The sequence below is a fragment of the Geobacillus sp. B4113_201601 genome (genome assembly GCF_001587475.1).
GTDB classification, from domain to species: domain Bacteria; phylum Bacillota; class Bacilli; order Bacillales; family Anoxybacillaceae; genus Geobacillus; species Geobacillus icigianus.
The window spans coordinates 45,473-58,914 of record NZ_LQYX01000012.1; the positions used below are offsets into that span (position 1 = coordinate 45,473).

A 13,442-nucleotide genomic window follows, 5' to 3' on the forward strand; every position below is an offset into this window, starting at 1 on the left:
TTACGATCCTCGTTTCCATCTCGTTCCTTGCGGCGTGTCTTCCAAAATGATGTTTTTGGCTCTCAGTTCGTCGCGAATGCGGTCAGCCAAGGCAAAATCGCGATTTTTTCGCGCTTCATTGCGCTTTTGGATCAGCGCTTCGATTTCCTCATCAAGCAGCTCCTCCTGTTTCAAGGTAAGCCCCAGTACGCCCGTCAGCTGCTCGAACTCGCGCAAAAACGCGGCAATGACCTTCTCGGACGTCGTTTTTTCCTGCAAGTACAAGTTGGCCTGTTTCGCCAATTCAAACAATACCGCAATGCCGTTTGCGGTGTTGAAATCGTCGTCCATTTCACGGATGAACGAAGCGCGGATGTCAGCAAGGCGCGACAACCATTCCTCATCATTGTCCGTCAAGTTCGTGCTTGCCTGCAGGCGATGCTGCAAATTGCTGTACGCCGTCTTCAGGCGCTCAAGCCCGCGCCGCGCGCTCTCAAGCAGCTCTTCGCTGTAGTTGATCGGATGGCGGTAATGCACCGACAGCATGAAAAAGCGCAGCACTTGCGGGTCGATCTGCCGGACGATATCGTGAACGAGCACGAAATTGCCAAGCGACTTCGACATTTTTTCGTTGTTAATATTTAAATACCCATTGTGCAGCCAATATTTCGCGAACGGTTTGCCGGTCAGCGCCTCCGACTGGGCGATTTCGTTTTCATGGTGCGGAAACGTCAAGTCTTGGCCGCCGGCGTGAATATCGATCGTATCGCCCAAATATTTGCGCGCCATCGCCGAGCATTCGATATGCCAGCCGGGCCGCCCCTTCCCCCATGGGCTGTCCCATGAAATCTCCCCTTCTTTCGCCGCTTTCCAAAGGGCAAAATCAAGCGGATCGTCCTTTTTCTCGCCAACTTCAATGCGCGCCCCCGCTTGCAGCTCATCGATCGATTGATGGGACAGCTTGCCGTATTCGCGGAACTTGCGCGTCCGGTAATACACATCGCCTTCGACTTCGTAGGCATATCCTTTGTCAATGAGCGTCTGAATAAATTCGATAATCGTACCGATGTTTTCGGTCACGCGCGGATGGATGTCCGCTTTTTTGCAGCCGAGCGCTTGAATGTCCTCAAAATACGCCTCAATGAACCGCTCGGCGATTGCCGGAACGCTCTCGCCGAGCTCGCGAGCCGCTTTGATCAGCTTGTCATCAACATCGGTAAAGTTCGATACATACGTCACATCATAGCCGCGGAACTCCAAATAGCGGCGGATCGTGTCAAAAACGATGGCGGCCCGCGCATTGCCGATATGAATATAGTTATACACCGTCGGGCCGCACACATACATTTTCACCTTGTTCGGTTCCAACGGCTCAAACGGTTCTTTTTTTCGCGTCAACGTATTATAAAGCCGTATGCTGCTCATACTCGTTCTTCCTTTCTTGTTGTTTCAATGCCTCAAGCTCGCTTTTCAGCCGAGCGATTTCCTCTTCAAGCTCCCGGAACCGGTCGGCGATCGGATCAGGCAGGTCGGTATGGTTTAAATCTTTCTTCACCCTTACCCCGTCGCGCACGACGACACGGCCCGGGATGCCGACGACGGTTGAATTGGGCGGCACGTCTTTTAACACGACCGAGCCGGCGCCGATTTTCGAGTTTTCCCCGATCGTAATCGAACCGAGCACTTTCGCACCGGCAGCGATCAAACAGTTATCTTTAATCGTCGGATGACGCTTCCCTTTTTCTTTTCCTGTCCCGCCTAATGTAACCCCTTGATAGACCGTGACGTTGTCGCCGATTTCGCACGTCTCGCCGATCACCACGCCCATGCCGTGATCGATGAAAAAGCGGCGGCCGATTTTCGCGCCCGGATGGATTTCAATGCCGGTGAAAAAGCGGCTGATTTGTGAAATCAAGCGGGCAAGGAAATAAAATTTCCGCTTGTAAAGCGCGTGGGCGATCCGGTGCGCCCAGATGGCATGAAGGCCGGAATACGTTAAAATGACTTCCAAATAGCTTCTCGCCGCCGGGTCTTGTTCAAAAATGACTTCAATGTCCTCTTTCAATGTTTTAAACATGACATCCTCCCTCCACTTCTAAGAGACCGGTGATTTAAGGGAGCAAAGGCGCTTATCAAACTCGTTTCTCAAATAGATAAGCCTTGGCGCATCAGGGGCGCCTTTCAAACGTTCCCCCATTGCTCAAGAGAAACAACCGTTTTCCACCAGCCTCCTAAGCTGTCTCGAATAAAAAAACGTCTCTGTGCCGAAGACACAGAGACGCTGTTGGCGCGGTTCCACTCTGTTTAGCGAAACGGGGGGACGCTTCGCTCACTCGAGTCCGATAACGGAGATGCTCCGCTCCCCTCTACTGCAGAACGTCTCTGTTCCGGTTCGAAAGGAGGCTCCGAGGCGCATTTCGGATGGCACCGCACATAAGCCGCTCCCAGCCAAGACGGCTCTCTCTGGAATGCCGATGCCTCCTACTTTTCCTCGTCAACGCTTTATCATGATGAACTTGTTCCACCCAAAACTTTGTATTATTATATCACATTTGCCGCCTGAACGTGCAAAGCAGAGTTAAAATTTTTGCTGCAGCGCCCGCTCCAGCCGCTCGATCACTTTTTGTTTGCCGAGCAGCTGAATGGCAAACGGCAGCTCCGGCCCGTGCGTTTGTCCCGTCACTGCGGCGCGGATCGGCATGAACAGCTTTTTCCCTTTTTGTCCGGTCGACTTTTGCACCGCTTTGATCGCTGCTTTAATCTCATCGGCCGTAAACGGTTCAAGCTCCCGCACGTTCGCTAAAAAGGCAGTCAGCACTTCCGGCACCTGCTCCTCGGCCAGCACTTGACGCGCTTCCTCTTCATAGTCGACCTCTTCCTTGAAGAACAGCTCGGACAGCGGAACAATCTCCGCCCCGTAGCTCATTTGCTCTTGGTACAAGGCGATCAAATCGCGCGCCCATTGCCGCTGCTCCTCCGTCATATCCGCCGGCAGGCGCCCGGCTTTCACTAAATGCGGCAAAGCGAGATCAACGAGCCGATCGAGATCGAGCTGTTTCATGTATTGGTTGTTCATCCAGGCCAGCTTTTTCGTATCAAACATCGACGGCGATTTCGACAGCCGAGAGACGTCAAACAAGCGGATCAATTCGTCTTTCGTAAAAATTTCTTCTTCCCCTTCCGGCGACCAGCCAAGCAGCGCGAAAAAGTTGAACATCGCTTCTGGCAAATAGCCGAGCTCTTTGTATTGCGAAACGAACTGAATGATCGATTCATCGCGCTTCGACAGTTTTTTCCGCTGCTCGTTGACAATCAGCGTCAAATGGGCGAACTGCGGCGGCTCCCAGTCGAAATAGTCGTATACCATGAGCTGCTTCGGCGTATTGGACAAATGTTCCTCGCCGCGGAACACATGACTGATCTCCATCAAATGGTCATCAATGACGACCGCAAAGTTGTACGTCGGAATGCCGTTCGCTTTGACGATCACCCAGTCACCGCCGACATCCTTGGACGCAAACGTCACTTTTCCGCGCACCAAGTCGTCAAACTCATACGTTTTTCCTTCCGGCACCTTGAGGCGAATGGTATATGGCTTTCCTTGCGCTTCCAACTCCGCCGTTTGCTCCGGGGTCAAATGCCGGCATTTGCCGCTGTATTGCGGAGCGGCGATGCCGGCGGCCCGCTGTTCCTCGCGTTCCCGTTCAAGCTCCTCCGGCGTGCAAAAACATTTGTACGCATGGCCTTGCTCAAGCAATTCATTCACATATTTCCGATAAATATCGAGCCGCTCCGTCTGCCGGTACGGACCGTAGCCGCCGTCTTTGTCGACCGACTCATCATAGTCGATGCCAAGCCATTGTAAGTTTTCAAGCTGCGACTGTTCGCCGCCTTCAATGTTCCGTTCAAGATCCGTATCCTCGATGCGGACGATCATTTTTCCACCGTGGTGGCGGGCAAACAAATAATTAAACAACGCTGTTCGCGCCCCGCCGATATGCAAATGGCCGGTCGGGCTCGGCGCATAGCGCACGCGCACCTCTTTTGCCATCGTCCAACCCCTCCACTTCCATCAAACTTGTGCTATTATTGTACCGTTTATCGCGGCAATGTTCAAAACGGACGGCTCGCCTCATCAGCGCTGTGCCGCCGGACGCCGGCCTCTTCCGCTCGACGCCTTCACGCCCCAGCGGAAAAACACGAGGCCGGAACGCTTCCGGATCCGTCATGCCGCCGCTTCCTAAGCGGTCATCATACGGCATCGCAGCACCCTAATATTACGCCCCGCTCTTTTGCAGCAATACGACCGCCTGGGCAGCAATGCCTTCTTCGCGCCCAGTGAATCCCAGTTTTTCTGTCGTCGTCGCCTTCACATTCACTTGCGAACGCTCAGCTTCGAGCAGCCGGGCGATGATCGCCCTCATCTCCTCAATATACGGGGCCATCTTTGGTTTTTGGGCAATAATCGTACAGTCCATGTTCGCCAACACATAGCCTTCTTGCCGAACGAGCCCCCATACGCGCGCGAGCAGTTCGGCTGAATCAGCATCTTTATAACGCGGATCGGTGTCAGGAAAGTGCCGCCCGATGTCGCCAGCGCCAATCGCGCCGAGGCACGCATCGGCCACCGCGTGCAACAGCACATCGGCATCAGAATGACCGAGCAACCCTTTCTCATATGGGATATGGACACCACCGATGATAAGCGGGCGCCCTTCCACGAGCTGATGAACGTCAAACCCTTGTCCAATGCGAAACATGTCTTTTCCCCCATTCTACTCGACAAGGCGGCTTGCTAAAATCGCTTCGGCAAACAGCAGATCGTCCGGTGTTGTCAACTTAATGTTCTGATAGTCTCCCTCCAAAAGCCTCACCGGCTTGCCGAGCCGTTCGATGAGGCTGGCATCATCCGTGCCTAGGTAACCATCCCGTTTCGCCGCCTCGTGCGCCTCCATGATCAAAGACAGACGAAAAGCTTGTGGCGTTTGCGCCGCCCACAAGCTGGAACGATCGATCGTTTCTTCAACAAACAAGCCGTTCGCTTTTTTAATCGTGTCTTTCACCCGCACGGCTGGAATGGCCGCCCCGTCTTGAACCGCGGCATCGGCCAGCTCATGCAACTGCCGGACGCGAATAAACGGGCGAGCGCCGTCATGGATGAGGACGATCCCCTCTCCCTTGAGCGCCTGCAGCCCGTTATACACGCTATGCTGCCGCTCCTGTCCGCCGTTGGCCAGCGCTGTGACTTTGCGGATGCGATAACGTTCAAGCAGTTGCGCCAACCGCTGTCGTTCAGCCGGGTTGACGACGAGCACAATGCCGGCGCACCGCTCATCGCCGTCAAACACTTTCAATGTCCGAACGATGAGCGGTTCGCCGCCAAGTTCAAGAAATTGCTTGTTCATGCCGGCGTTCATCCGCTTTCCTTGTCCGGCCGCCAACACGATCGCTTCATACTTCATTGGACGTTTCCCCTATTCTTCTAAAGCGCTTTTTGCAACAGTTTTAGCTTGGCAAAAATCATTCTCCCCGCAGATGTTTGTAACACGCTAGTCACCAAAACGTCAACCCGTTTGCCGATATATTCTTTGCCATCTTCCACAACGATCATTGTCCCATCGTCCAAATAGGCGACACCTTGGTTATGCTCTTTGCCGTCTTTGATGACGTGCACGTTCAGCTCTTCCCCCGGCAGCACGACCGGTTTGACCGCGTTCGCCAAGTCGTTGATGTTTAAGACGCGCACGTTTTGCAGCTCACATACTTTGTTTAAATTGAAATCGTTCGTCACAACGATCCCTTGCAGCTGCTTAGCCAATTTGACAAGCTTGCTGTCGACTTCTTGCACATCATTAAAATCCGCTTCGTGAATTTCTACTTTCATGTCCATTTCTTTTTGAATGCGGTTCAAAATGTCCAAGCCGCGGCGGCCGCGGTTCCGCTTCAGCACGTCGGACGAATCGGCGATATGCTGCAATTCTTCGAGGACAAATCGCGGGATGACAAGCGGTCCTTCCAAAAAGCCGGTTTGACAAATGTCCGCAATCCGCCCATCGATGATGACGCTCGTGTCCAAAATTTTGACGGCGCCACCTTTTGACGGTTCGTTCTCAGCCTCTGCGCTTTTTTTCTTTGTCATGCGATTGGAAAGTGAAAATAAATTCATCAGCTCATTCCGTTTCTTCCAACCAACGCGAAACCCTAAATAGCCGAGCAAAATGGTCAAAAAAACCGGCAGCACTGTATTGAGCACTTCAATGCGAAACGACTGCAACGGCATGACAATGAAAAACGCGATAATGAGACCAAAAATCAACCCAAGGCTGCCAAACAGCACATCGACGGCTGGCGCTTTCACCAATGTTTCCTCAACCCATCGGATCATATCGACGACATAATCCACAAGCCAAAACGTCAGTAAAAAGAACAGAACGGCCCCCAAGAGCGCCAACAAATATGAATGATGAAGAAGCGGCAGGTCGCTTACATTTAACAGCTGAAACAAATCGGGCAGAAACATGGCGCCTAACGTTCCGCCTACGGCAAGAAAAAACAATTGCACAATTCGTTTCACCATCGGCCCATTTTCACCTCCTATTTAACATTATAAACAGTTTCCCATGTTTGAAATCAATTGGAAAGTAATTTTCGCCATTTTTAAGCAGCTGTCAAACATCTATTATCAAGCGATGATCATTTGAGACTCTCACTAATTTCTTACGTTTGACAAAGCAAAAAGATTCAGCCTGTTTACTGTACTTTTCTACACCATCGTATGCTCGAGGGCCTCAGCGACATGTGATACGCCGATTACTTGGATGCCGTCGGGGGGCTGCCAGCCCGTGATATTGTTTTTTGGCACAATGACGCGCGAAAACCCTAGTTTGGCCGCCTCTTGCACCCGTTGTTCAATGCGCGAGACACGGCGCACCTCGCCGGTCAAGCCAACCTCGCCGATGATCACATCGGCCGGATGGGTCGGCCGGTCGCGAAAACTTGAGGCGATGCTGACGGCGACCGCCAAGTCAATGGCCGGTTCGTCAAGCTTTACCCCGCCCGCTACCTTCAAGTAGGCGTCTTGGTTTTGCAACAGCAGCCCGACCCGCTTTTCAAGCACCGCCATCAGCAGCGAAACGCGGTTGTGATCGAGGCCGGTCGCCATTCGCCTTGGGTTGCCAAAACTCGTCGGCGAAACGAGCGCCTGAATTTCAACGAGCACCGGGCGCGTCCCTTCCATGGCCGCGACGACCGTGGAGCCCGCCGCTCCGCGCGACCGCTCTTCCAAAAACACTTCCGACGGGTTTTCCACCTCTCGCAGCCCGATGTCACGCATTTCAAAAATGCCGATTTCATTCGTCGAACCGAAGCGGTTTTTCACCGCCCGCAAAATACGGTACGTATGATGCCGCTCCCCTTCAAAATAAAGAACCGTATCAACCATATGTTCAAGCAAGCGCGGCCCGGCGATCGCCCCTTCTTTCGTCACATGGCCGACAATGAAAATGGCGATGCCTTTCGTTTTGGCGATTTTCATCAGCTCGGCCGTACATTCGCGCACTTGGGCGACGCTGCCCGGGGCTGACGTAATATCGGTTCGGTACACCGTCTGAATGGAATCGATGATCACACAGGCAGGCGCAATCGTTTCCACCGCTGTTACAATATATTCCATATTCGCTTCGGCTAACACATATAGTTCATTTGATTCGGCGTGGAGGCGCCCGGCGCGCAGCTTCACCTGCTTCACTGATTCCTCCCCGGATATATACAACACCTTGTGACGGGCCGCGGCGAGCTGGGCCGACGTCTGCAGCAGCAACGTCGATTTGCCAATCCCGGGGTCACCGCCGATCAAGACGAGCGAACCTTTGACGATCCCGCCGCCGAGCACGCGATCGAGTTCCGCGCTGTTCGTTCGGATGCGCGGTTCTTGCGTAGCTGTGACCGCCGTAATCGGAACCGGTTGGGCCGAACTGGACGGTTCAGTGTGAAGAAACGCGCCACGCCCAGAAACCGCCCGCTCGATTTCCTCCACAAACGAATTCCACGTTTGGCATCCTGGACAGCGGCCGAGCCATTTGGCCGACTCATAGCCGCACTCTTGACAAACAAACTTCGTTTTCTTTTTGACCATTTCTACAAACCCCTTCTATCGCCGGATCGGCAAGATGAGAAAAAAGGTATGGGCAGCAAACTGCCGCATACCCCTTCCCTTACACAACCGCCTGTTTCGCCAGCACGACAAACTCCCCGTCTTTGACATCGACGACGACTGTCTGCCCTTTGGCGATCGTGCCTTTTAGCAACTCTTCCGACAACCGATCTTCGATATGCTTTTGCAAGGCGCGGCGCAATGGGCGAGCGCCGTATTCCGGATCAAACCCTTCAGCGGCAATTTTCTCAATGGCCGCCTCGGTCAACTCCAAGTCAATATCCTGTTCCTTCAGGCGTTTCACGAGCGTATCGGCCATCAGGCGGACAATTTGTTTCAAATGTTCTTTTTCAAGCGAATGGAAGACGATAATTTCGTCGATCCGGTTTAAAAACTCTGGACGGAACGCCTTTTTCAGTTCGTCCATCACCTTGCTTTTCATGTCTTTATACTGCTGATGCTGATCTTGAATGTTAAATCCGACGTATTTGTTCCGCTTCAGCGCGTCGGCGCCAACGTTCGACGTCATAATGATGATCGTGTTGCGGAAGTCGACCGTCCGTCCTTTCGAGTCAGTCAAGCGCCCGTCTTCCAGCACCTGCAGCAAAATATTGAACACATCCGGATGCGCCTTTTCCATCTCATCGAGCAAAATGACGGAGTACGGCTTGCGGCGCACTTTTTCTGTCAGCTGGCCGCCTTCTTCGTAGCCGACATACCCCGGCGGTGAACCGATGAGCCGCGATGTCGAGTGTTTTTCCATATACTCCGACATGTCGATGCGGATCAGGGCGTCTTCATCGCCAAACATCGCTTCTGCCAAAGCGCGAGCCAATTCCGTTTTCCCAACGCCGGTCGGGCCGAGGAAAATAAACGAACCGATCGGGCGTTTCGGATCTTTCAGACCGGCGCGGGCGCGGCGCACCGCTTTCGCCACCGCTTTCACCGCCTCATCTTGGCCGACGACGCGGGCATGCAAAATCTCCTCAAGCTTGAGCAAACGTTCTGTTTCCGTTTCGGCCAGTTTCGATACCGGGATGCCGGTCCAGCTTGACACAACCGCAGCGATATCCTCCACCGTGACTTCGGAGTTTTCTTGCCCTTGTTTTTCCTTCCACGCCCGTTTCGTCTCTTCCAACTCTTCGCGCAGCCGTTGTTCCATATCGCGCAGCGAAGCCGCCTTTTCAAACTCTTGGCTTTGCACGGCTGCATCTTTTTCCTTCCGCACTTCCTCGAGCTTTTGCTCGAGCTCTTTCAGCTTCGGCGGCGCTGTAAACGAACGGAGGCGCACTTTCGAGCAAGCTTCGTCGATCAAGTCAATCGCCTTATCGGGCAGGAAACGGTCGGTAATGTAACGATCGGACAGCTTCACCGCTTGCTCAATCGCTTCATCGGAAATGGAAACACGATGGTGCGCCTCATAGCGGTCGCGCAGCCCTTTTAAAATTTGGATCGATTCTTCAACAGTCGGTTCATCGACATAAATCGGCTGGAAACGACGTTCAAGGGCAGCATCTTTCTCGATGTACTTCCGATATTCATCAAGCGTCGTCGCTCCGATGCATTGCAATTCTCCGCGCGCCAACGCCGGTTTTAAAATATTCGACGCGTCGATCGCTCCTTCCGCCCCGCCGGCGCCGATCAGCGTATGCAGTTCATCGATGAACAGAATGATGTTGCCCGCCTGCCGGATTTCATCCATCACCTTTTTCAAACGGTCTTCGAACTCGCCACGGTATTTCGTTCCGGCGACAACCGTTCCCATATCGAGCGTCATCACCCGTTTGTCGCGCAGCGTTTCCGGCACCTCGTTATTGACGATTTGCTGCGCCAGCCCTTCAGCGATCGCGGTTTTCCCGACCCCCGGCTCCCCGATCAGCACCGGGTTGTTTTTCGTCCGTCTGCTTAATACTTCAATGACGCGCTGAATCTCTTTGCTCCGGCCGATAACCGGATCAAGGCGACCTTCGCGAGCGATCGCCGTCAGGTCGCGGGCAAGGCTGTCAAGCGTTGGCGTGCTCACATGTGAGGCCCCTCCGCCTCCATGGCCTGAGATCGATTCGTTGCTGCCGAGCAGCTGCAGCACTTGTTGGCGCGCTTTGTTCAAACTGACGCCCAAGTTGTTCAGCACACGGGCCGCTACCCCTTCCCCTTCACGGATGAGCCCAAGCAAAATATGTTCCGTGCCGACATAGGAATGGCCAAGCTTCCGCGCTTCATCCATCGACAGCTCAATGACTTTTTTCGCCCGCGGCGTATAATGAATCGTGTGCGACGCTTCATTGCCACGGCCGATGAGCGATTCGACTTCTTTTTGAATTTTTTCAGGGCCTAGTCCGAGCGCCATGAGCGCTTTGGCTGCAATTCCTTCCCCTTCACGAATCAATCCGAGCAAAATATGTTCGGTCCCGATATTGTTATGGCCAAGGCGAATGGCTTCTTCTTGCGCCAGCGCCAGCACCTTTTGTGCCCGTTCCGTAAATCTGCCAAACATCATCGTTCATCACCCTCCATCTTTCTTCTTTCTTCCATTTTTAGACGTTCTCGAATCAGCGCTGCACGGCGGACGTCACGTTCTTCCGGGCGGAGCGCCCCACCGGCGTACTGTTGCAAAAATCCTGGCTGCGTCAAAATCATCAGCTCATTTAAAATGTTGCGCGAGATGTTTTGGATATATCCTAAATCAATGCCAAGACGCACGTCGGACAAACATTGCGCCGCCTCTTTTGACTCGATGACGCGGCAGTTGGCCAATATGCCGTATGAACGGAACACTTTATCTTCTAATTGTATGCCCAAAGTTTTGACTAATGCCTGGCGCGCCGCTCGTTCTTGGGCGATCAGCTGCTGGACGATCGTATGCAAATCAGCGACAATATCTTCCTCCGATTTGCCGAGTGTGATCTGATTGGAAATTTGGAAAATGTTCCCCAACGCCTCGCTCCCTTCGCCGTATGTCCCGCGAACGACAAGACCGAGTTGATTGATCGCCGGAACAATGCGGCTCATTTGCTGCGTCAAGACAAGCGCCGGAAGATGCATCATTACCGAAGCCCGCAACCCCGTCCCCACATTGGTGGGACAGCTTGTCAAATAGCCAAGCCGTTCATCGAAGGCGTAGTTGACATGTCCTTCAATCCAATCGTCCAATTCGCTCGCCGCTTCCAGCGCCTCAGCAAGCTGCAAACCGGGGAACAGGCATTGGATGCGAATATGATCCTCTTCGTTAATCATGATGCTGATTTCTTCGTTCTCCGAGAGCAGGCAGGCGCCAAACGGCGAATCTTCCGCCAAATGAGGACTGATCAAATGTTTTTCCACCAAAACCCTCTTTTCAATTGGCTGAAGCTCCGACATTTTCAACAGCTCGAAACGCCCCGCCTCCCTATAAGAGCGGTGCGCAAACGCCCGCTCGAACAGCGAGACGATTTGTCTTGCCTCCTCGCTGCTGAACAGCGTCGGAAAACGAAAATCAACGATATTGCGCGCCAGCCGGATGCGGCTGCTTAAGACGATATCCGAATCCGGTCCCTCTTGACTCATCCACGAACTGACCGCAGTATTGAAAAATTTCTCAAACGACATGCCGTTACATATCCCCCTCTCCGCGCTGGCGAAGTTCATTTTCCAACGAGCGGATTTGGTCACGCACCTCTGCCGCTCGCTCAAATTCCTCGCGGGCGATCAATTCCTGAAGCTTTTGTTTCAGAGCGGCAAGCTGCTTGTGCAAATGAAGCACGCCCCCTTTTCGCTTCGGAATTTTCCCTGAATGGGCCGTATTGCCGCTATGAAGCCGTTTCAAGATCGGCGGCAAGTAACGGGCAAATGTTCGATAACAATCCGCACAGCCGAACCGCCCAATTTGTGTAAACTGATGATAGGTCATCTGGCATGTCTGGCACTGCAGCAAATCCGGGTTTGGAAACGCGTTCGCCGTCATCTCCTTCACCGGAGCCTCGAAGTTGAGTAAACCCGCCAACAAGTTGTTGAGTGGAAAATCGTCATGGCCATATAACATAAACATATGGCCGTGCTCCTTAGCGCATTGTTCGCAAAGATGAAACTCCGTTTTTTCTCCGTTGACGATTTTTGTAAAATGCATCGTAGCCGGCCGTTGCTTGCATTCTTGGCAAACCAAAGACTTCCCCTCCCCCTATTTATATTTCAGCGACGTCAACATCGCCTTCAGCATGCGCGCTCGCAGTTCATCCCGTTCAGGCAGGTCAATGTATAAAACGGAGCGATCCATGACACTTAACATCATTTTTGCCTCGCGCTCCGAAATCACGTTTTCATCAACGAGACGTTTCACCATATTCTCAGCATTCGACTGGCTGATGCGAGAACCAATGAGCTCAAGCAGCTGATCAATGAGCTGCGCCTCACTTTTTGTCTTTACCTTCATAATCCGAATATACCCGCCGCCGCCGCGTTTGCTTTCAACAATATATCCTCTTTCCAAGGTAAACCTTGTGTTGATGACATAATTGATTTGTGACGGAACGCATTGAAACTTACTGGCGATTTCACTTCGCTTAATTTCTACAATATCTTGATCACTCATATTGAGAACTTGCTTTAAATATTGCTCAATAATGTCGGAAATGTTTGGCACTCTACCTCCCACCTTCCTTACAACCGAACTGCTCAGACGATCAAATCCATCCGTTGACTTTGACTATATTTGACCTTACTTTTACTATATAATGTATGGCGAAAAAATGCAAGCGTTACTGAAAAACAGCGGGCATCTATAGAATATCCTCTTTTTCCAATGGCAAAACGTCAAAAAAAAACAGATAAACAAAAAGCACGCCTTTTCTCCGAAAAGAAAAGGCGTGCTAAAAGATCTACTGCCTAGCAGCGACCTACTCTTGCAGGGGCGCTGGCCCCAACTACCATCGGCGCTGGAGGGCTTAACTTCCGTGTTCGGGATGGGAACGGGTGTTTCCCCTCCGCTATCACCACTAGGCAAGCCATTCCGTTTTTCATCAATCATTATACCAGAAAATCAATTCCTGTCAAGAAGGAACGCATTCCTTCAAAACTAGATAACCGTCGGAAGAAGCCGCGTATCACACTGTCTAGCTTCAGCCGCCATCGGCTTGCGACGCTTCGGTCCTGCTGTGGCGGCATAGCCTCCTCGCAGGCCCTCCAGCGCGTTTCGCCGATCGGCGGGCGTCCTACGCTTTTCGTCCTGTCTAGCTCCGGCTCACCGCCGCTCGGGGTCAAATCACCTTCCCCCTCGGGGCGCGAGCGCCCCTGCGGGTGAAGAACATTTGGCTTCGAGAGCGAAACGCGGCGCTTCCAC

Annotated in this window: 11 protein-coding genes, 1 rRNA gene and 1 other annotated feature; all 12 genes read right to left on the bottom strand. The window is 52.8% G+C overall.

Annotated features, from left to right (window positions below; genetic code table 11):
* Positions 1 to 1,404, bottom strand: coding sequence for a cysteine--tRNA ligase (gene cysS / locus B4113_RS01935; protein WP_033021049.1), 1,404 nt, complete (start codon positions 1,402 to 1,404; stop codon positions 1 to 3).
* Positions 1,382 to 2,056 carry a serine O-acetyltransferase gene (gene cysE, locus B4113_RS01940; RefSeq protein ID WP_033021051.1) on the bottom strand — a complete coding sequence of 225 codons (675 nt, stop codon included), beginning with the start codon at positions 2,054 to 2,056 and terminating at the stop codon, positions 1,382 to 1,384. The genes cysS and cysE overlap by 23 nt, the downstream gene beginning before the upstream one ends.
* A 194-nt stretch (positions 2,057 to 2,250) precedes the next feature.
* Positions 2,251 to 2,486, bottom strand: a binding site (T-box leader).
* 71 nt (positions 2,487 to 2,557) lie between these two features.
* Positions 2,558 to 4,030 carry a glutamate--tRNA ligase gene (gene gltX / locus B4113_RS01945; protein WP_033021054.1) on the bottom strand — a complete coding sequence of 491 codons (1,473 nt, stop codon included), beginning with the start codon at positions 4,028 to 4,030 and terminating at the stop codon, positions 2,558 to 2,560.
* Positions 4,031 to 4,256: 226 nt separating this feature from the next.
* The gene (gene ispF, locus B4113_RS01950; RefSeq protein ID WP_033021056.1) at positions 4,257 to 4,739 is read right to left on the bottom strand and encodes a 2-C-methyl-D-erythritol 2,4-cyclodiphosphate synthase; all 483 of its coding nucleotides are present in this window, start codon (positions 4,737 to 4,739) and stop codon (positions 4,257 to 4,259) included.
* A gap of 15 nt (positions 4,740 to 4,754) precedes the next feature.
* Positions 4,755 to 5,441 carry a 2-C-methyl-D-erythritol 4-phosphate cytidylyltransferase gene (ispD, locus tag B4113_RS01955; RefSeq protein ID WP_033021059.1) on the bottom strand — a complete coding sequence of 229 codons (687 nt, stop codon included), beginning with the start codon at positions 5,439 to 5,441 and terminating at the stop codon, positions 4,755 to 4,757.
* A 20-nt stretch (positions 5,442 to 5,461) separates the two neighbouring features.
* A complete protein-coding gene (locus B4113_RS01960) occupies positions 5,462 to 6,556 on the bottom strand; it encodes a PIN/TRAM domain-containing protein (protein ID WP_033842700.1) in 1,095 nt (364 codons plus the stop codon).
* 186 nt (positions 6,557 to 6,742) lie between these two features.
* Complete coding sequence (gene radA / locus B4113_RS01965) at positions 6,743 to 8,113, bottom strand: DNA repair protein RadA (protein ID WP_033842702.1); 1,371 nt, start codon at positions 8,111 to 8,113, stop codon at positions 6,743 to 6,745.
* 79 nt (positions 8,114 to 8,192) lie between these two features.
* A complete protein-coding gene (clpC, locus tag B4113_RS01970; RefSeq protein ID WP_033021066.1) occupies positions 8,193 to 10,628 on the bottom strand; it encodes an ATP-dependent protease ATP-binding subunit ClpC in 2,436 nt (811 codons plus the stop codon).
* Positions 10,625 to 11,716 (bottom strand): protein arginine kinase, encoded by a 1,092-nt coding sequence (locus tag B4113_RS01975; RefSeq protein WP_061912144.1) that lies wholly within the window; start codon positions 11,714 to 11,716, stop codon positions 10,625 to 10,627. The genes clpC and B4113_RS01975 overlap by 4 nt, the downstream gene beginning before the upstream one ends.
* 4 nt (positions 11,717 to 11,720) lie before the next feature.
* Positions 11,721 to 12,269: a UvrB/UvrC motif-containing protein gene (locus B4113_RS01980; protein WP_061912145.1), complete on the bottom strand. Its 549-nt coding sequence runs from the start codon at positions 12,267 to 12,269 to the stop codon at positions 11,721 to 11,723.
* Between the two features lie 15 nt (positions 12,270 to 12,284).
* The gene (locus B4113_RS01985; protein WP_033021074.1) at positions 12,285 to 12,746 is read right to left on the bottom strand and encodes a CtsR family transcriptional regulator; all 462 of its coding nucleotides are present in this window, start codon (positions 12,744 to 12,746) and stop codon (positions 12,285 to 12,287) included.
* Positions 12,747 to 12,986: 240 nt separating this feature from the next.
* A 5S ribosomal RNA gene (gene rrf / locus B4113_RS01990) occupies positions 12,987 to 13,103 on the bottom strand.
* Positions 13,104 to 13,442 lie beyond the last annotated feature (339 nt).

Excerpts from the sequence above, each read along its gene's own strand:
- cysS (WP_033021049.1), bottom strand. The coding sequence starts at position 1,404 with ATGAGCAGCATACGGCTTTATAATACGTTGACGCGAAAAAAAGAACCG.
- cysE (WP_033021051.1), bottom strand. The coding sequence starts at position 2,056 with ATGTTTAAAACATTGAAAGAGGACATTGAAGTCATTTTTGAACAAGAC.
- gltX (WP_033021054.1), bottom strand. The coding sequence starts at position 4,030 with ATGGCAAAAGAGGTGCGCGTGCGCTATGCGCCGAGCCCGACCGGCCAT.
- ispF (WP_033021056.1), bottom strand. The coding sequence starts at position 4,739 with ATGTTTCGCATTGGACAAGGGTTTGACGTTCATCAGCTCGTGGAAGGG.
- ispD (WP_033021059.1), bottom strand. The coding sequence starts at position 5,441 with ATGAAGTATGAAGCGATCGTGTTGGCGGCCGGACAAGGAAAGCGGATG.
- B4113_RS01960 (WP_033842700.1), bottom strand. The coding sequence starts at position 6,556 with ATGGTGAAACGAATTGTGCAATTGTTTTTTCTTGCCGTAGGCGGAACG.
- radA (WP_033842702.1), bottom strand. The coding sequence starts at position 8,113 with ATGGTCAAAAAGAAAACGAAGTTTGTTTGTCAAGAGTGCGGCTATGAG.
- clpC (WP_033021066.1), bottom strand. The coding sequence starts at position 10,628 with ATGATGTTTGGCAGATTTACGGAACGGGCACAAAAGGTGCTGGCGCTG.
- B4113_RS01975 (WP_061912144.1), bottom strand. The coding sequence starts at position 11,716 with ATGTCGTTTGAGAAATTTTTCAATACTGCGGTCAGTTCGTGGATGAGT.